We start from the raw sequence: 18,744 nt of genomic DNA, 5'->3' as shown, positions 1-18,744 counted from the left end.
TTTTTAATATGCTGAAACTACACAAAAGCTGGTAGCGTCAAACAAAGAACAATATTTTTGTGGATGTGAGAGCTTGAAAACTCGTTCTAATTATTGGCAATTGCTGCCCTATGTTAGACCCCAGTGGCAGAATATTACTAAGGGGCTAGTTGGCATTGTGGGATATGTGCTGGCGACTTTAACTTTAATTAATTTTGCAGGTAGGTTAGCCAATCCCTTTGGACAAGGTAATGTAGTGGCGATCGCTCAATTAGCTGCCATTTTGGGCTTGGTGTTTCTTGTCCGTGGCTTTTTTCAGTCTGTGCAAGATATCTATATGTCCAAAGCTGCTTTGCGAGTGGCTTTTTATCTCCGCAAACAGGTATATGGACATTTGCAAAAGTTAGATTTAAGCTATTTTGAAACAGCTAAAGCAGGTGATTTATCTTACCGCCTCACCGAAGATATTGACCGCATTGGTGAAGTAGTCAATAAACTCTTCCACGACTTTATCCCCTGTGTATTGCAGTTACTGGCAATCCCCATTTACATGATTTATTTGAATTGGCAACTAACCTTAGCAACGGTGATTGTTGCTCCATTCATGGGGATTTTAATTGGTTGGTTTGGTGAGCGTTTACGTAAATACTCTCTCAAAAGCCAAAGTCGCGTATCCGATTTATCGGCAATTTTGACGGAAGTTTTCAGTGGTATTCGTCTAGTACGAGCATTCGCCGCCGAGAATTACGAAATTGCTAGATTTAGCCGGGAAGCGGAACGCAGTTTTCAAGCCAAATACTCAGCCGAACGACTGAAAGCAGTGCAGATTCCCATTGTGGGATTTTTGGAAGCCTTGAGTGCTTTATCTTTGTTGATGGTGGGAGCATGGCAAATTCAGCAGAATAATTTAACTGTGGGAGAATTTTTTAGCTACCTAGCCGCAGCCGGGTTGTTAATTGATCCCATCGGTCACGTAACTAACAACTACAACGAATTTAAGCAAGGGGAAGCCTCGGTTGACCGGATATTTGAATTAATGGCTATGGAACCTACGGTCTTAGAAAAGCCCAATGCTGTCACCTTACCGCCAGTCAAGGGGAAAGTAGAATACCGTCGCGTGACATTCGCCTATAAACCAGGGGAACCCGTCTTAAAAGATATCAGTTTATCGGCATTACCAGGGGAAGCGATCGCTCTTGTAGGTGCTTCTGGTGCTGGTAAAACTACTTTTGTCAATCTCCTTCCCCGCTTTTATGACCCTTCAGTCGGAGAAATCTTGATTGATGGCGTTGATATTCGGGATGTATCTTTAGAGAGTTTGCGGCAACAAATCGGGATTGTTCCCCAAGAAACTATTATGTTTTCTGGGACAGTAGCCCAAAATATTGCCTTTGGAAAAGACATATTTGATTTAGAAGCAGTCGCTACGGCGGCGAAAATTGCTAACGCCCATCAATTTATTAGCCAACTCCCAGAAGGCTACAATACCTGGGTTGGTGAACGAGGTGTAAATTTATCTGGTGGACAACGCCAAAGAATCGCTATTGCCCGTGCTGTATTACTGAACCCGCAAATTTTGATATTAGATGAGGCCACATCAGCCTTAGATTCCGAGTCAGAGGCGTTAGTGCAAGAAGCCTTAGAAAGATTAATGGAGAATCGCACAGTGTTTATTATTGCTCACCGTTTAAGTACAGTGAGAAGATGCGATCGTATTTTAGTTTTAGAACGTGGTCAAATAGTCGAATCAGGCACACATGAAGAACTATTAGCCCTGGAACATCGTTATGCCAGATTTTACACTCAACAATTTTCATAAGTTGAATCTCACTTATTTGTCATGACCAATGACCAATGACTAATGACTAATAACCACTTCCCTTTGTTGTTCCTGCATCCAACCTTCAAACAAATCATTTAACAGACGAGCTTTCATTGGTTCATCTAATTGCGCTGGGACAAATTTCTCCACCCGCACAATGACATACCACTCAGCAATACGAGATGGAGGTGAGATTTGACCTGGTTGACAACTAGAAAGTAGTTGTACCATTGCCGGATGCAGTGTACTCTGCTCGACAGGCCCAACTAATCCACCAGTTTGAGATTCTGGGCCTTGAGAATATTTCTGTGCTACTTCTGCAAAAGATTGCTCTTTGGCTTGCAGGCGGAAGTAGAGTTCTTGCGCCAATCCTGGGTCTTGAGTTCGCAGCAGGGAGTAAATTACTTTATCTAGTTTCGCCTTCAACTGGAAAAAATAAGATTCTAGTTTCGGCCCCCAAGTGACTTGTTTATATTTGTCTAGCTTAATCTTCCGAACAATAATATTGTCTAATTGTGCGTCACTCAAGCCTTGATGGGCTAACCATGCTTGAATATCAGTTGCTTGTGTTAACTGTTTCTCAGCAAAAAACCTCTGTTTAGCTTGGGCTAATTCCTCAGGCTTACACTCTATTGCTGCTATTGCTTCATCAATAATTAATTCCCGTAATAATTGCGGCAGCAATTGATAATTAGCCAGTAAGGGAATGAGTTCACTGGCTTGAATGGTACGGTTGCCAATTTGCAGCACTTCAGTTGTTGTCTGTTCATTTTGGCACTCTGGAGTGATAGATGCTGAGTTAGTATCCTGCATAACAGTGATGCCTTGACATTCTAGCTTTTAGATTCTAATAGCAAGAATACGCAATTTATGTAAAGTTTTATCGAAAATCAACCTGATTTGTGTGCAAGTAGTATACTCGCTTTTAGTTACAAGACATCATTGATAATACCCAATCTACTCTTGTGGCAAATATAGTGCTGTCAAAGTTAAATTAGTCCTGTAGGGATGAAGTGATAGATGTAGATCACAACACTCAACAATCCTCAGGGAAAATCTTTCAGCAAGATTGTAAAAAAGATTTATCGGCGGCGGTTGCTGCTTTCACCCAAGCGATTAAACTTAATCCCAAAGCTGAAGAACCCTACTATCATCGTGCAAATGCTTACGCTGCAATGGGAAATTATCAGGCAGCCGTGACAGACTATACCGAAGTGATTAGGCAAAATACGGGTAGATTGGGTTTTAGTAGTGGTACATATTGGAACAGAGCCAGAGCTTATGAAAAGTTGGGTGAAAAGCAGAAAGCAATTTCCGATTTAACTCAATTAATTGGGAAGAATAAAAGTTCTAATGCTGATGAATATTTATTAAGAGCAAATCTTTATAAAGCATCAGGGAATAAAGAAAGTGCGATCGCTGACTATAAGATAGCAGAAAAACTGTTGCAGCAATATGCAGATGGTGTTTTTGACACTGGGATGATGGACACCAGATATCAACAGATGTTGGATCAAGTCAGAAATGAGCTATCAAATATGGGTGTAGCTGTCACAGTACCCAAGACAACAACTGGTACTATTTTACACACAATTGCTAAAACAGAAGTTGAACGGGCATTAAATCTAGCTAGACTTCAGTCTCAACATCCTATAGTGAAAAATTTTGATGCTCAACTTCAGGATTTGTATAAGCAACTGGTAAACACACAACCGCAAGTAGACCAAAAAGTAGTAAAAAACCTGATAGCGAATGCAGCGTATGAAAAAATAGATAATCTAAAAATAGAGCGATCACCTACGGTGGGGCGTAGCCCATCGCAACTTTTGACAAAATATACCCTTGACAGTCCTATCATTGGGGTAATTGATAGTCAAAAAAGTGAATTAGAATCATTAATTCGCCGTAATAAATTTTAATCATCATTAAAATATGAATTACTGATGTAAAAACCCCGATTTCTTAAAAAAATCGGGGTTTTAGGTCTGCGCGCATCTAAACTTGATTGAGCTATAGAGTCTCCAAAAAGCTCAAAAGGTCTGCCATTTCTTGGGTGCTGGGCTGAAATTTTGGCATTGGTGGCGTGTCTCCACTAATGACTTGGTGAATGAGTCCATACTTGGACTTACGCTTAGACACAGCTTGTAAGCTAGGGCCGACTCGACCATCTGCTTCTAAACCGTGACAGCCAGCACAATTTATTTGAAAAATAGCGTGTCCCTGTATTGGGTCTCCTTTAATGGCAAAAACACTCTTAACATAAGGGTCAGAGGCTTTCACCAACTGAACACCAAAAAAGCCCAAAGGGACTGCTAGCAGTATCACTAGCGCCACTAAAGCGATACGCTGAATCAGAATTTCAGGTTTAGTAATCTGGTTATCCAAAAGGTGTGCTGTAAAAGTCTAGGTTTACTCAAATTTTTCATTTCCTACACATAGCTTAAAAGTTCTTGATGATGTCTGCAAGCATAAACTACAGTTTTTTGAGATATAAAGTTTGCCTAAAAATACTGTAGGAAGCAGGATTCATCCGCGATTTGGTAAAATCAGAAGCGGGAAATCAATAATGAATAATCGTAACAGGAGATTTTAAAGTGGTTGAACCCCTACTTTCAGGCATTGTTCTTGGTTTGATTGTTGTCACCCTAGCTGGACTGTTTTACGCCGCCTATAAGCAATACAAGCGCCCCAACGAGTTGGGTGGTTGAGTTTTGAAGTGCTGAGTGCTGTAAAGCGCTGCGGGCATAGCTGCGCTTAAAGCGGTAGTGGGGCGTGTAGTCGGTGCTGAGTGGGGAGTAGTGAGTAAAAAGCTTTTTTAGCTCCCCCTGCTCCCCCTGCTCCCTGCCTCTCCCAGTCCCTACTCCCCTAATTCCTCGCTTCTATAGAAAGTAAGTGCTGTGTTACCGTAGACTTTCTGGCGGCAAATTTCCCAATTAGGAATTAATATATCTACCCATCCGTGGGGATTATGTTCGATCGCAATTTCACCGCTTGGATCTAATAATTGATAGTGAGCGATCGCTTCTAGCACTGACTGATATAATCCACTAGCATAGGGCGGGTCAAAATATATTCTGTCAAATTGCTGCCCTGATAATTTTTTTAAATGCTGAATAACGTCTCCGCGCAATAATCGCCATTTTTGCTCGCTATGGGCTATAAGCTGCCAATTTTCTTCAATTACTGCACAGGCTCGGCTTGATTTTTCAATTCCGACCACCAAGCTAGCACCTCGACACAAAGCCTCTGCACCCATTGAACCATTACCGGCGCACAAATCTAGCCAGTGACACCCTTCTATTTCTCCCTGCCAAATATTAAAAACAGCTTCCCTAACCCGCGCACTGGTGGGTCGGGTTTCTTGCCCTGGTAAAGTTTTAATTTGGCGATTCCCGTAAATTCTTAGAGTCATTAGTCAATGGTCATTAGTCATTAATCATTAGTTACTAGTAATTAGTCTACTGACAAGTGACAACTGACGACCGACAAATTAATATTATGCTGCGATTTTTTCCCGTACTTGAGAGACAAAATTAGACAGAATTTGCAGTCCAATATTTGATGATTTTTCTGGGTGAAATTGTACTGCCATCAGGTTTTCATGGGCAATGGCTGCTGTGACGGTTTGCGTACCGTGAGTGACGGTTGCAGCACGAACTTGAGGCTCAACTGGGTCAACATAGTAGGAATGCACAAAATATACCCAAGGTTGGGGCGGTAAATGCTCCCACAAAATACTTTTTGGTTGGGTTAATTCCAATTGATTCCACCCCATGTGGGGAATGGTAATTTCTGGTTCAGAAACAAACCGCCTCACTTTTCCTTTGATAATTCCTAGTCCTGGTTGATTACCTTCCGCACTCGCTTCGAAAAGAATTTGCAGCCCTAAACAGATGCCTAAGAAGGGTTTGCCAGAGGCGATTGTATCTTTAATTGGTTGTTCTAAATCACGCGATCGCAGGCTCTGGACTGCTGGATCAAATGCTCCCACTCCCGGCAATATCACTGCATCAGCCTTGGTTAATTCCTTATGAGAATGAGTGATTATAGGAGTCGCCCCTGCTTTTTCTAATCCTTTGCAAACTGAATGCAAATTTCCCATCTCGTAATCTACAACAGCAATAACTGGCATTGACCTTCTCCTTGTAAATTGTTTATGGAGGGTTTTTCTATTCTAAATAATATTTTCCATGAAGAAAAGAATTCTATTAACTTCTTTTGATATTTGGCTTGATGATCAAGAGTCAAATTCTTCTGATGATTTATTATTTGAAGTCACTAAACTTAACTCACTTCCATTAGATTTAAATTTTTTGCGCTTGTTACCAGTTGATACCGGGGTTGCTAGTTCCCTAGTGATGGCAAAGATAGAGGAATTCTCACCAGATTACATTATCTGTTGTGGCATGGCGGCAAGCCGTAAAAAATTGAGTGTAGAAGTAGGTGCGACCTGTGGAGAAACCTTTTTACAGACCACAATTGATTTAAAACAATTACTCGTGGGAGCAACGGTAACTGATATTAGTGAAGACTGCGGTAAATTTGTTTGTGAAGGTCTTTATTATTCAGTACTAGACTACTTAGGACAAAAGAAACTATCATCTCATTGTGTTTTTGTTCATGTTCCAGTATTGAATCAGGAAAATTTGATGGCAATTCTCGCAGATTTCTTATTAATTATTAACAATCTGGCACTTTTATAAAATTATTACCGTCGAGGCGAGGGCGGGAAGATGAGGAAGAAGAAGCGGGGGAGCAGAGGGATAGGGAGCAAGGGGGATAAACTTAGGTAAAGATTTTCCATTTTCCTCCTACACCTTGCCCCTTTTGACCAGTTCTTAATCGCCAATCCCAGTTACTATTTAATTTTGAATTTCACCTATGTTGTCTTTATTACTAAGTTTTTTAGTGGCTCAATCAACTCCTACTGCACCACCGCCTGAAGAAGTAGTGCAACCTCAAGAAGTCCGTGCTTTACCAGGACAGTTAGATTCAATACCCACATTTAATAGCAATAGTCCAGAATTAGTTTTAAAAGAAGGAATTTTACTTTCAACTTTTCCACCAGCAGGAAAAAAAGCACCATCAGCTCATTTGAATTATCCTTTTCGTGGGCGATTTGATGTGTTTGCCCACCACGTTGCTAGAGCGGAACCACCGGAAGATTTACGCTCATTATATTTAGGGATACTTTTGCATAATCCTACATCCCAACCAGTGACGATAAATGTTTTGCAAGGAGCGAGTTATTTAAGTCAACCGGATGCACCGTTTATTGAGTTAGCATCTTTTGTTGAGAATAATTTGGGTAACGTGTTTGCGGGGCCTGGTAGTCGTGTTACGGCTGATGTATTAAGAGGACGGCGACAAGAGATTTTCCCGGCTCAAATTGTCATACCACCAGGGCAAAGTCGAATGCTCTTGAATCAACCTATACCTGTGCGGGAATTGACACCACCCTTAAATGGTCGCTCAACTTTTGCCCGACTGCGGACTAATGGTACAGTCTATGCAGCTAGTCTGGCTATGTTTGCTCGTACCAACGCTGATGGTAGTGAGCGTGCGCCGACTATAGAAGAGTGGCAAAATTTACTAGATAATAGTGATGTGTCCAGTCCCAGGGATAGGACACCTACACCCCTAGACGAAACTGGTAAACCGAGAATTTATGGACGCGTGGCTGGGGTGGCTCGTGGTTCCTATTGGCGCTCTTTTATAGTAGATAGTCCCAAAGCCAGAAGTTTAACGATTCCCCAATCAGGACAGGCTTTTTCTTATGCTCTAAGTACCTTACATGGTGGAACTTTAGGGACTGGTCAAATTCAGAGTGCGCCTATGTTGGTGCGTTATCCTGATACCGCCTATCGCGCTCATGGTAATTACGCTATTCAATATAGTTTAAAGTTGCCCTTGCATAACAATACTCCTAATGCTCAAACTGTGAGTGTATCTGTGCAGACTCCGATTAAGGAAGATCAGCTGACGAAACAGGGACTACGCTTTTTTACTACACCAGCTCGTCAAGTCTTCTTTCGGGGGAGTGTGCGGATACGTTACAGAGATGATCAAGGACAACAACAAACTCGATTTGTACATTTAGTCCAGAGGCGGGGTCAACCTGGGGAAGCTTTGGCTAGATTGAATATGAAGACAGGCGATCGCCGTTTGGTAGAGGTAGACTTTCTCTATCCCCCCGATGCTTCACCACCGCAGGTATTAACAGTAGCCACTCAGTAGCATTACGCAAAACCCTTGGTAGAGATGTAGCATTGCTACATCTCTACATCTCTACATCAATTTGATCTGTGTCTAATGTTCAATGGTGAATTTTGTCTGGTGATTGTGGGGGAACTTTACTGTATAAAGTTGTACCGTTTCCTACCTAACTTTCTTAAACTAAACCTAAACGATCCAAAATGAAAGCATACTCAAAAGCTAGTTCTCGTAAGCTTTCATAACGCCCTGATGCACCGCTATGTCCGGCTTCCATATTGGTTTTTAGCAGGAGAATATTGTTATCTGTTTTGAGTTGTCGCAGTTTGGCTGTCCATTTGGCTGGTTCCCAGTATTTGACACGAGAATCGTTTAAACCAGCAGTAATTAGCAAATGGGGGTAGTCTTTCGCTTCAACATTATCGTAGGGTGAGTAAGATTTCATATAGTCATAGTAGACTTGATCGTTGGGATTACCCCATTCTTCCCATTCCATTGCTGATAGAGGTAAAGAGGTATCCAAAATTGTTGTCACTACATCTACAAAGGGTACATCGGCAACTACAACTTGAAATAATTCGGGACGCAAATTAATCACTGCTCCCATTAATAAACCCCCGGCGCTTCCACCTGTAATCGCTAGGCGATCGCTCTGTGTCCAACCTTCTTTGATTAAATACTCAGCACAGGCGATAAAATCTGTAAAGGTGTTCTTTTTATGTAAAAATTTGCCATCTTCATACCACTTGCGCCCCATCTCTTCACCACCGCGAATGTGAGCGATAGCAAACACTACTCCTCTATCTAGCAATGCTAGTCTCGCTGATGAAAAGGATGACGGGTAAGATGCACCATAAGCACCATATCCTGTCAGCAGCAAAGGGTTTTTACCGTCTTTTTTAATGTCCTGTTTGTAAACAATTGATATGGGAATTTGTGTACCATCTTCAGCAGTAGCCAGTAACCACTCACTTTGATATTGAGTTTTATCGTAGTTTCCCAGAACTTCTGTCTGTTTTTTCAACTCTTGTTCCTGGGTTTCCATATCATAATCAAACACAGATGGCGGTGTGATCAAAGAAGTATAATTAAATCGTAAGATATTAGTATTGAACTCTGGATTATTTCCTTCAGAAAATTGATAAGTTGGTTCAGGAAAAATGATATTACTTTCATTCCCTGTAGATAGATTTTGTACCCTCGCAGTTTGCAAGCCATCCTTTCTTTCATAGATGACTAAGTGATTAATAAACAGGCTGACTCCTGATAACAGCACATCTTCCTGGTGAGGAATTATGGTTTGCCAATTCTCTTTCGATGTTGCAGCTAATGGTGTTTTGACTAATTTAAAGTTGGTAGCAGCTTCATTTGTGACTATATAAAAGTAATCACTATGATGCTCAACTTCATATTCTATTCCTGGTTCCCGTGAATAAATTATCTGAAAATCACTATGAGGATTATTAGCATCTAGATAGTGAACCTCTGACGTGATGCTGCTTTGCAAAGACATCAATATATATGCTTGACTGCGAGTTTTTCCTACAGATAAAGCATAAGCATGATCCGGTTCATGGTAGATTAATTCATCGTTTTTTGGGTGTGTTCCTAAAGTGTGTTTAAAAAGTTGGTAAGGACGATTTGCTGCATCAATTTTGGTATAGAATGAAGTTTGATTATCGTTACACCAACAAAAAGAAAAATAAGTATCAGAAATAGTTTCTGGATATAATTGGTGTGTGTTCAAGTCAAGAAATAAAAGTGTATATTGCTCAGAACCACTGGTGTCATAGGAGTAAGCTAATATTTGATGATTAGGGCTAATAGCAAATATACCTAATTCAAAAAAATCCTGTCCTGCGGCTAATTCATTTTCATCTAATAATACTTCTTCAGGAGCATCAAGACCACCTTTTTTTCGGCAATAAATCCTATAAGCTTTTCCGGCTTCAGTACGGGAATAATAATAATAATTATCTTTGCGATAAGGTACTGATAAATCTGTTTCTTTAATCCGCGAAAGCATTTCATTGTAGAGTGTTGTTTGCAGCGTTTCTGTATGCTGCATCATTGCTGTTGTATACGAATTTTCTGCTTCTAGATATTCAACTACTTTTGGGTTATCTATATCGCGCATCCAAAAGTAATTGTCTATTCGGCGATCGCCATGTAACTCTAAAACTTGGGAATCTTTATCCGCAATGGGCGGTGTGAGATGATTTTGTAAAATACTATACTTACTCATTATAATATGCAACCTGTACTCTAGATTCAGCAAATAGCCACTTATGATGGGCTAGTAATTCCAGCTTTCCTATGTAAGTTTCTTTTTAAAGTACACAAGCCAATTGCTGGGATAATTCCCAGAATGATAGCTGTAAATCCTTGTTGACTCCAATACAATATAGGAGTTCGGTAAGTTTCGGGAAGTAAAGTTTGTCCCAAAGAAAGCAACCAAACGAACAAACTGATACACAGGAAAGAAACTGAAGGGAAAAAATTCCACCACCAAGATTTAGTTGTGTAGCGCCGTAGAACTAACCATTGAAAGAATCCCAGCCAAATTCCCGAAAAAATATATGAAAATGTTGACAAAAAGCCCAAAATAAACGTTATTTCAAAAGTTAGATTTTCGTTAAGGGAAATTGCAATAGATGAAATATAGTTAATCCAGGCACTAGCCACACTATGGGCAATTAACCAACCGATGCTAGTAGCAATCAACCACAAGCGCCCAGAAAGGTAGCGACGGATAACCAAAGCTTGATCAGCCGCAAAAACTAAAGCAAATAAAACATTACTCATTAGTTTTACCCAAAAAGCCGAGGTTTGTGGCGCAAAAGCAAAAACAGTAGGCAAACTTTCCCAGATAATTTTTTCTAAAGCAATACTAGCAATACCACCTACCACCCAACCCATAATGGTCATTAAAGTAAATTGGCAAAAGAACATTCGACGTTGGGAACGGGGTATCAATAACTTGCTTAAGTGCGAATTACTATTAGTAGATGCAACACGAGGTGAGCTATGAGAGTTGGCTTGCATATTAAGTTTAGTAAAGCTAGGGAAAAAAGTTGAGGGAAGGAAGCAGGGGGCAGAAGTTGATTAAAGATGTTTATAACTCAACTACTAAATTTCCGTTTCATCGGCGTTTTCAAGTTATTTTGGCTTAAGCAAAAAAGCAATACTAAACCGTAAATTTATTTCTTTCCTCCAACCTCCTACCTTTTGCCCCCTACCTGACTTGAATAAAGCGTAATCTCAGAATGATAAGCTAAACAGTGACATAAAAAAGTGACTTAGGATGAAGTGTTAAATGGGTGTTACTTCAACGGCTCCTCACCTTTTGCGGGCTGCTCGTGGTGAAATTGTAGATCGTCCCCCCGTCTGGATGATGCGACAAGCGGGACGATATATGAAAGCATATCGAGACTTAAGGGAAAAGTATCCTTCTTTTCGCGATCGCTCTGAAATTCCAGAGGTAGCGATTGAAGTTTCCCTGCAACCTTGGAAAGCTTTCCAGCCAGACGGAGTAATTTTATTTTCCGATATTGTCACCCCCTTGCCAGGCTTGGGAATTGACATGGACATTGCGGAAGGTAAAGGCCCCATCATTCATGCGCCCATTCGCACTCAAGCACAAATTGAACAACTGCGTCCCTTAGAACCAGAAGCAGCTTTACCGTTCATTAAAACCATATTGCAGGCATTACGCCAAGAAGTGGGTAATCAATCAACGGTATTAGGCTTTGTAGGTGCGCCTTGGACGCTAGCCGCCTATGCTGTGGAGGGTAAAGGTTCCAAAACCTACTCCATCATCAAAAATCTGGCATTCTCAGAGCCAGCGATTCTGCATCAACTGTTAACTAAATTAGCCGATGCGATCGCCATTTATGCCCGTTACCAAATCGACTCCGGCGCGCAAGTAGTACAAATGTTTGACTCTTGGGCAGGACAACTCAGCCCCCAAGATTATGACACCTTTGCCCTACCCTATCAGCAACGAGTATTCCAGCAAATCAAGCAAACCCATCCTGATACACCCTTGATTTTGCTCGTAAGTGGTAGCGCTGGGGTACTAGAACGCATGGGACAATCTGGTGCTGATATTGTCACTGTAGATTGGACAGTAGACATGGCTGATGCTAGAGCTAGATTAGGCAAACAGATGAAAGTACAGGGCAATCTTGACCCTGGTGTACTTTATGCCTCTAAAGAGTTTATCCGCGATCGCATCATCGATACCGTTCGCAAAGCTGGTAACTGGGGTCATATTCTCAACCTCGGACACGGTGTACTACCAGACACACCAGAAGAAAATGTCGCCTTCTTCTTTGAAACAGCCAAGCAATTAAATGTTTTGGTGTAGTCAGTTGTCAGTTGTCGGTTGTCGGTTGACAACTGACAAACTCTCTAATTTCTTCTCTGCGCCACCCTGTGGGTTAGCCGCAAAGCGTCTACTGCGTGAATAAATCATAATTAGGAACTTAGCGTATTTATTAGTTGTCCATTTATCACTACAACTAATAACCAAACTTCAAACACATGACTAAAAAAAGAATTTTTGTGACCGGTGCTAGTGGTTGTATAGGTCACTATATTAGCGAAGCCCTAATTCAAGAAACAGATTATGAACTATATTTATTAGTCAGAAACCCCAGTAAATTACAAGTTGATACTCAGATTCGTCCTGGTATTACTGTATTACAGGGTGATATGCAAAATATTAGTCAATTTGCTGATTTATTATCCACAATTGATGTAGCCGTACTCACAGCAACAGCTTGGGGTGGTGAACAAACCTTTGATATTAATGTATCTAAAACTATAGAGTTACTTAATCTATTAGATCCCGACCGTTGTCAACAAGTTATTTATTTTTCTACCGCCAGTGTTTTAGATAGTAAAAATCAACCACTCAAAGAAGCTGGGGAAATTGGCACAGATTATATCCGTTCTAAATATGAGTGTTTACACAAAATAGCAGAATTAAGTATTGCACCTAAAATTACCACTGTTTTCCCCACCTTAGTTTTAGGTGGTGATGCCAAAAAACCCTATTCTCATCTCACATCTGGTATCCCAGAAGTTACCAAGTACATGAATTTAGCTCGCTTCTTGCAAGCCGATGGTAGTTTTCACTTCATTCACGGCAAAGATATCGCCAGCGTAGTTAAATATTTAATAGTTAATCCTCCCACAGAAGATACACCACGTAAACTGGTTCTAGGTCAAAAGCGTTTAACTGCTAATCAAGCAATAGAAGAAGTCTGCGCTTATCTCGGCAAAAAGATTTCTTTCCGTATCCCCCTATCTTTATCATTGGCAAATTTAATTATTGCTGTATTTCGGATTCAAATGGCAGATTGGGATCGCTTCTGTATGAACTATCGCCATTTTACCTATGATACAGTCATTAATCCTGATAGTTTCGGCTTACCTAATTACTGTGTAACCATGAGTGATGTATTAAAAATTAGTGGTGTTGATAGTCCACATTCTCTATAGAAATAATGACATTAACGTGAGTTTGATGAACCTCTCCCCAACTCTTCTGTCTTGAAAAGTTCTGAGTGGAGGAAGCCTCTGCTCAGACTTTTCGATCCGACGAGGAGAGGGGCAAAAATCTTTCTCAAAAAATGATCAAAATCAAAGCTATGCAAAAATAGGCTGTAAATTTAAAATAAACCCAGGAAGAACATCTTCACCAGATAAATTTGTAGGAGATTGTAAAACTTCTGGGGCTTGATGGGGACGATAAATTATTATCAGTTTATCTTTGGGATTAATTAACCAACCCAGTTGTAATCCATTTGCCAAATATTCCAGCATTTTGCCTTGAGTATCTTCTACATCATCAGTTTCCGAAACCAATTCCACCGCAAAATCTGGACACAAGGGAAGATATTTTTTTCTTTGTTGTGGTATGAGAATATCCCACCGTTCCATTTTTAACCAAGAAGCATCAGGAGAACGAGTTGCGCCATTAGGAAGTTTAAAACCAGTGGAAGAATCAAAAGCTTTTCCTAAATTATTTTGACTGTTCCACAACCATAGTTGACCTAATAAATCGAAATTACGGTTTCCCGTTTCTCCCCCAGTGGGTGACATGATTACTAATTCCCCGTCAGCAGTTAATTCCAAACGTAATTCTTGATTCACAGCCACAATTTGCTCAAATTCTTCATCTGTCAATTTGAGATGAGGTGGTAACTGTAAAGTTAAAGCAGTCATAATCCATTTTTCTCTACTAAAATCAGCGTGCGTCAAACTTATATACAAGCAACAGGTTAGCTTCTCACTTTACTTTAGAAAGTATCCCTAACAGATGCGTTCATTTGCAAATTAAGTTTTGTAGAAGCTGTGGGTTTTGGTGAAAATACGCCACGGTTTTGAAATAATACAAATGCTGCTACTGCTAACAGAAAATAGCCAAAACTCTTTTGCAATCTAGCCGCAGGGACAAACCTAGTCAAATATGCACCAAGCAAAGTTCCACCACTAGCAGCGAGTATAAAACTAAATATGAGATTCCAGTCTAAAGTGACGTGTCCTAAATAACCGAGAAAGCCAGCGATCGCATTCATGGCGATAATGAATAAAGATGTGCCAATTGCTGCTTTCATTGGTACTTTACCAAGTAACACCAAAGCCGGAATAATCGCAAACCCGCCACCAACACCAACCAAACCAGTCAAACCACCAACTATAATTCCTTCACTCATCAACCACAGCCAGCAATATTTACATACTGGTGGTGGGTAAGGTATTGTATCGTCAGATTTTTGAGTGCGGGTGCTGCGCTGAATCATGATGATACTAGCCACCAACATCAACAGCGCAAACAGCAACATTTGGATATTATCAGTAATAAATGGCAGTGTAGCCAACCTAGCCCCAAAAAAAGCTCCTAACATTGTCGCCGCACCAAAAATATAACCAGTTTTCCACTGGATATTTCCTGCACGCCAATGGGAGATGCTACCTAATAAACTAACTGTACCAACAATCACTAAAGTCATAGCGATCGCATTTTTGGGCGCAATTCCCATGACATATACCAACACAGGTAAAGCCAGCACGGAACCACCACCACCAAGTAACCCTAAACTAATACCAATACCAATGGCGAGAAGATGACCAATTATCCAAGTCATATTTACACCATTCGACGGTTATAGGGAAGTTTCGCCAGTAAATTAGCCATCGCACAGGTATTTGTCACCCCCGCAAATACCAAACCCCCACCAACAAAGCCACTCAATATTAAGAACCAAGGTGAGACAAACGCACCTAACACTGTTCCCAGAAAAACCAACGAACCCGCCACAATTTGTACTTGTCTCATCAAGCTAATAGGTGCGCGGGGGTTGATATTTGTTGATAAACCTGCGGCTTTCCAAGTAGGTAGTCCGCCTTGGAGTTGATAGACGTTGCTAACACCCGCATCTATCAATTTCTGCAAAGCTTGATTTGAGCGATTCCCTGAGCGACAATATAAGACTATGTTTTCATTGTGCGGTGTTACTTGGTCAGCACGAAAATTAGACAAAGGAAGTAGCTTTGCACCAGAAATATGTTCTGCTGCATACTCCGCAGCTTCGCGCACATCAATTAATTGGACTGTATTTTTATCCATCCATTGCTTGAGAGTACTTGCATCGATGTCAGTCAAGTTTTTAGTTTGCGTCATTTTTTTTAATTCCTTGTCAAAAATATTAGTCTGTCAACCCTTACCGTAAATTTCCGCAACGCTGATTTGCTGGTACAGCTTCCATAATCTTTTGCGGATTTGGCAGATTTAAGTTACCCATCAATTCGATAAATTCTGGACGAGTGCGGCCTGCTAATCGCAGATTAAAGCTTTTTTCTTCGCCAATTGTGGAAACCGTGTGTCCATGATAATCATGTCCTGGATAAACGAGTGTCGTCTCAGGTAGTGTCCAGAGGTTTTTGGTAATGCTGTCGTAAAGCGTTCCTGCATCACCACCTTGGAAATCAGCGCGTCCACATCCACGAATCAGTAGTGAATCTCCTGTAAGTAAGTATTTTTTATTAACCAAATAAGCCATGTGACTATCAGTGTGTCCTGGTGTAGCAATAGCTTCAATGTCAACTGTCCCGAATTGCAGCACATCGCCATGTTGCATTTTCCGGTCAGCACAAGCTGCATTTGCACCAAAAGGCACAATACTTTCACATCCTGTAATCTCCCGCAGTTTTCCTGTTCCGGTGATGTGGTCGGCGTGGATATGTGTCTCTAGACAGTAGCGTAATGTTAAACCCAGTTCTGTAATTAACTTTTGGTCACGTTCGATTTGTTCTAATACTGGGTCAAATAATGCAGTCGTTTTGGTTTCTAAGTCTGCAATCAAATAGGTGTAAGTGCTTGTTTCTGGGTCAAATAGTTGCCGAAATAACATAGCTTGTTGTTCCCCGATGATTTACCTTTCTATTATACTACTGTATAGTAATACAATAGTTATGTTGTATAATATTTTTAGATAAATTGTCAATAAACAATATACTGAGATTGTTCTAAAACTATGCTCGAAGCGTCACCAACAGCACTTGCACCAATAGCCGATTATTTCAAGGTATTGTCTGAAGTGAGCCGCTTACAAGTATTGTGTGCGCTCAAATCAGGAGCAAAAAATGTAACTGAAATCATGGAAATTACGCAACTCAAACAGGCGAATGTTTCCAAACATCTGCAAATTTTGGCGCAGACTGGTATTATCAAGCGCCAACCCCAAGGAGTGAGTGTATTTTATGAAATCGCTGATCCGATAATTTTTGAGTTGTGTGAGTTAGTTTGTCAGCGTTTAGCGCTGCAATTAGCAGAGAAGTCACAACAACTCAAACAACTAGAGAATAGTGCTTTAGGAATTCACAGTTGATTCACATAAACCTGAAATTTCCCCAGATTTATGGAACATGACACTATAAAATCAAGTCAAATACGTAGCGTATTGTTTTAATAATTGCCAAGCAAAAGCATTAACGGTAAACTAAAGCCAATTTAGAAAACAAGTTAATAAGTAATTATTTTTGTTAGCGTGGGATCACAATCACAGCGTGAGGATTGATACGAGATGCGAATTCTACTAGTGTATCCAGTATTTCCAAAAACCTTTTGGTCATACGAAAAAATTCTAGCTTTAGTCGATCGCAAGGTGTTGTTACCACCCTTAGGTTTAGTAACAGTGGCAGCGATTTTGCCCCAAGAATGGGAATTTAAGCTGGTAGACCGCAATATCCGTCCAGCCACTGAGGAAGAATGGAACTGGGCGGATATCGTTATCTTCTCTGCGATGATTGTCCAGAAACAAGATTTACTTGAGCAAATTCAAGAAGCAAAACGACGTGGTAAATTAGTCGCCGTAGGTGGCCCCTATCCCACCTCTACACCTCATGATGTGGAAAACGTCGGGGCAGATTTTCTCATCCTTGATGAAGGGGAAATTACCCTACCCATGTTTGTAGAAGCAGTCCAACGGGGGGAAACTTCTGGTACTTTCCGCACCGCAGAAAAGCCAGATGTGACAAGCACACCAGTACCCAGGTTTGATTTACTAGAATTAGATGCCTATGACATGATGTCGGTGCAATTCTCGCGCGGATGTCCTTTCCAGTGCGAATTTTGTGACATCATCGTTCTCTACGGACGCAAACCACGCACCAAAACCCCAGCACAATTATTAGCAGAGTTAGATTGTCTCTACAACTTAGGCTGGCGGCGTGGTGTGTTCATGGTAGATGACAACTTTATCGGTAACAAACGCAATGTGAAATTGTTACTGAAAGAGTTAAAAGTCTGGATGGTTGAACATCAATATCCCTTTAAATTTGATACCGAGGCTTCCGTTGACCTAGCACAAGACCAAGAAATGCTGGATTTAATGGTCGAGTCTGGTTTCTCCGCCGTTTTCTTAGGAATTGAAACGCCGGATGAAGATAGCTTGCAACTAACCAAGAAGTTTCAAAACACCCGCAGTTCCTTGACTGATGCAGTGCAAACCATCATTAAAGCTGGGTTGCGCCCAATGGCTGGGTTTATTATCGGGTTTGATGGTGAAAAAGCAGGCGCAGGCGATCGCATTGTCCGTTTTGCAGAACAAGCCGGTATCCCTTCCACCACCTTCGCCATGTTGCAAGCACTACCCAATACAGCATTGTGGCATCGCCTGAAGAGAGAAGGACGACTACGGGAAAATCAAGATGGTAACATCAACCAAACAACCTTGATGAACTTTATTCCCACCCGTCCTCTAGAAGACATTGGTAGGGAGTATATCGAAGCCTTTTGTACTTTATATGACCCCGTACAGTATTTAGACCGCACCTATCGCTGTTTCCTCATGTTGGGTGCGCCACGTTACAAAACCCCATTCAAAATGCCAGAGTGGGTAGTAGTTAAAGCCTTGTTAATTGTCATTTGGCGACAAGGTATTAAACGAGAAACTCGTTGGAAATTCTGGCATCACTTGTTTAGTATCCTCAAGCGCAACCCCGGAGTTGTCGAGCATTATATTTCTGTCTGCGCTCATAACGAGCATTTTCTCGAATATCGCCAAATTGTGCGCGATCAAATTGAAAAACAACTGGCTGAATACATAGCACAAGGTGTAGAGAAACCCTATGTACCTGTTGTTGAGGCAAAAGCTGAAGCAGTAGTTAGTTAAATAAATCAGAAATAATAGGCGATCGCTCTTTTATTATATGGTTGG

At 40.9% G+C, this 18,744-nt stretch carries 19 protein-coding genes; 9 read left to right on the top strand and 10 right to left on the bottom strand.

Annotated features, from left to right (window positions below):
- The first annotated feature begins 73 nt into the window (after nucleotides 1-73).
- Nucleotides 74-1,798 (top strand): ABC transporter ATP-binding protein, encoded by a 1,725-nt coding sequence (locus H6G18_RS17555; RefSeq protein WP_190408384.1) that lies wholly within the window; start codon nucleotides 74-76, stop codon nucleotides 1,796-1,798.
- Between the two features lie 39 nt (nucleotides 1,799-1,837).
- Here the strand turns inward: H6G18_RS17555 and H6G18_RS17550 are convergent, their stop codons facing one another.
- Nucleotides 1,838-2,614, bottom strand: a complete 777-nt coding sequence (locus H6G18_RS17550) for a peptidylprolyl isomerase (RefSeq protein WP_190408383.1) — start codon at nucleotides 2,612-2,614, stop codon at nucleotides 1,838-1,840.
- Nucleotides 2,615-2,814: 200 nt separating this feature from the next.
- On the opposite strand from H6G18_RS17550, the gene H6G18_RS17545 reads away from it, so the two are divergent.
- On the top strand, nucleotides 2,815-3,720 hold the full coding sequence (locus tag H6G18_RS17545; RefSeq protein WP_313954441.1) for a tetratricopeptide repeat protein: 906 nt from the start codon (nucleotides 2,815-2,817) through the stop codon (nucleotides 3,718-3,720).
- Between the two features lie 91 nt (nucleotides 3,721-3,811).
- On the opposite strand, the gene H6G18_RS17540 is transcribed toward H6G18_RS17545, so the two are convergent.
- Complete coding sequence (locus H6G18_RS17540) at nucleotides 3,812-4,186, bottom strand: c-type cytochrome (RefSeq protein ID WP_190408382.1); 375 nt, start codon at nucleotides 4,184-4,186, stop codon at nucleotides 3,812-3,814.
- 209 nt (nucleotides 4,187-4,395) lie between these two features.
- Here H6G18_RS17540 and petG point away from each other — a divergent pair, with 209 nt between their 5' ends.
- Nucleotides 4,396-4,509: a cytochrome b6-f complex subunit V gene (gene petG / locus H6G18_RS17535; protein ID WP_010995538.1), complete on the top strand. Its 114-nt coding sequence runs from the start codon at nucleotides 4,396-4,398 to the stop codon at nucleotides 4,507-4,509.
- Nucleotides 4,510-4,658: 149 nt separating this feature from the next.
- Here the strand turns inward: petG and rsmD are convergent, their stop codons facing one another.
- Nucleotides 4,659-5,213, bottom strand: a complete 555-nt coding sequence (rsmD, locus tag H6G18_RS17530; RefSeq protein WP_190408381.1) for a 16S rRNA (guanine(966)-N(2))-methyltransferase RsmD — start codon at nucleotides 5,211-5,213, stop codon at nucleotides 4,659-4,661.
- Nucleotides 5,214-5,297: 84 nt separating this feature from the next.
- Nucleotides 5,298-5,933 (bottom strand): imidazole glycerol phosphate synthase subunit HisH, encoded by a 636-nt coding sequence (hisH, locus tag H6G18_RS17525; RefSeq protein WP_190408380.1) that lies wholly within the window; start codon nucleotides 5,931-5,933, stop codon nucleotides 5,298-5,300.
- A gap of 58 nt (nucleotides 5,934-5,991) precedes the next feature.
- On the opposite strand from hisH, the gene H6G18_RS17520 reads away from it, so the two are divergent.
- Nucleotides 5,992-6,504 (top strand): pyroglutamyl-peptidase I family protein, encoded by a 513-nt coding sequence (locus H6G18_RS17520; protein ID WP_190408379.1) that lies wholly within the window; start codon nucleotides 5,992-5,994, stop codon nucleotides 6,502-6,504.
- A gap of 178 nt (nucleotides 6,505-6,682) precedes the next feature.
- Nucleotides 6,683-8,038: a DUF3370 domain-containing protein gene (locus H6G18_RS17515; protein WP_190408378.1), complete on the top strand. Its 1,356-nt coding sequence runs from the start codon at nucleotides 6,683-6,685 to the stop codon at nucleotides 8,036-8,038.
- 154 nt (nucleotides 8,039-8,192) lie between these two features.
- On the opposite strand, the gene H6G18_RS17510 is transcribed toward H6G18_RS17515, so the two are convergent.
- On the bottom strand, nucleotides 8,193-10,259 hold the full coding sequence (locus H6G18_RS17510) for a S9 family peptidase (protein WP_190408377.1): 2,067 nt from the start codon (nucleotides 10,257-10,259) through the stop codon (nucleotides 8,193-8,195).
- A gap of 41 nt (nucleotides 10,260-10,300) precedes the next feature.
- Nucleotides 10,301-11,059, bottom strand: coding sequence for a hypothetical protein (locus H6G18_RS17505; protein ID WP_190408376.1), 759 nt, complete (start codon nucleotides 11,057-11,059; stop codon nucleotides 10,301-10,303).
- Nucleotides 11,060-11,330: 271 nt separating this feature from the next.
- On the opposite strand from H6G18_RS17505, the gene hemE reads away from it, so the two are divergent.
- Nucleotides 11,331-12,383 (top strand): uroporphyrinogen decarboxylase, encoded by a 1,053-nt coding sequence (gene hemE, locus H6G18_RS17500; RefSeq protein WP_190408375.1) that lies wholly within the window; start codon nucleotides 11,331-11,333, stop codon nucleotides 12,381-12,383.
- 176 nt (nucleotides 12,384-12,559) lie between these two features.
- Complete coding sequence (locus tag H6G18_RS17495) at nucleotides 12,560-13,522, top strand: NAD-dependent epimerase/dehydratase family protein (RefSeq protein ID WP_190408374.1); 963 nt, start codon at nucleotides 12,560-12,562, stop codon at nucleotides 13,520-13,522.
- 147 nt (nucleotides 13,523-13,669) lie between these two features.
- Here the strand turns inward: H6G18_RS17495 and H6G18_RS17490 are convergent, their stop codons facing one another.
- The 4 genes from H6G18_RS17490 to H6G18_RS17475 all read right to left on the bottom strand — a co-directional run bounded on the left by H6G18_RS17490 (nucleotide 13,670) and on the right by H6G18_RS17475 (nucleotide 16,437).
- Nucleotides 13,670-14,248 carry a Uma2 family endonuclease gene (locus tag H6G18_RS17490; RefSeq protein ID WP_190408373.1) on the bottom strand — a complete coding sequence of 193 codons (579 nt, stop codon included), beginning with the start codon at nucleotides 14,246-14,248 and terminating at the stop codon, nucleotides 13,670-13,672.
- 74 nt (nucleotides 14,249-14,322) lie between these two features.
- Nucleotides 14,323-15,171 (bottom strand): sulfite exporter TauE/SafE family protein, encoded by an 849-nt coding sequence (locus H6G18_RS17485; protein ID WP_190408372.1) that lies wholly within the window; start codon nucleotides 15,169-15,171, stop codon nucleotides 14,323-14,325.
- Nucleotides 15,172-15,173: 2 nt separating this feature from the next.
- Nucleotides 15,174-15,707 carry a rhodanese-like domain-containing protein gene (locus tag H6G18_RS17480; protein WP_190408371.1) on the bottom strand — a complete coding sequence of 178 codons (534 nt, stop codon included), beginning with the start codon at nucleotides 15,705-15,707 and terminating at the stop codon, nucleotides 15,174-15,176.
- Between the two features lie 40 nt (nucleotides 15,708-15,747).
- Nucleotides 15,748-16,437, bottom strand: a complete 690-nt coding sequence (locus tag H6G18_RS17475) for an MBL fold metallo-hydrolase (protein ID WP_190408370.1) — start codon at nucleotides 16,435-16,437, stop codon at nucleotides 15,748-15,750.
- Nucleotides 16,438-16,560: 123 nt separating this feature from the next.
- On the opposite strand from H6G18_RS17475, the gene H6G18_RS17470 reads away from it, so the two are divergent.
- A complete protein-coding gene (locus H6G18_RS17470) occupies nucleotides 16,561-16,914 on the top strand; it encodes an ArsR/SmtB family transcription factor (RefSeq protein ID WP_190408369.1) in 354 nt (117 codons plus the stop codon).
- Between the two features lie 195 nt (nucleotides 16,915-17,109).
- Nucleotides 17,110-18,699 (top strand): B12-binding domain-containing radical SAM protein, encoded by a 1,590-nt coding sequence (locus H6G18_RS17465; RefSeq protein WP_190408368.1) that lies wholly within the window; start codon nucleotides 17,110-17,112, stop codon nucleotides 18,697-18,699.
- Nucleotides 18,700-18,744 lie beyond the last annotated feature (45 nt).

Origin of the sequence: Anabaena subtropica FACHB-260 (genome assembly GCF_014697105.1) — a bacterium.
Classification (GTDB): Bacteria; Cyanobacteriota; Cyanobacteriia; order Cyanobacteriales; family Nostocaceae; genus Trichormus; species Trichormus subtropicus.
Note: the sequence above shows the minus strand (reverse complement) of the source record. Positions and strands in the feature narration are given on the sequence as shown.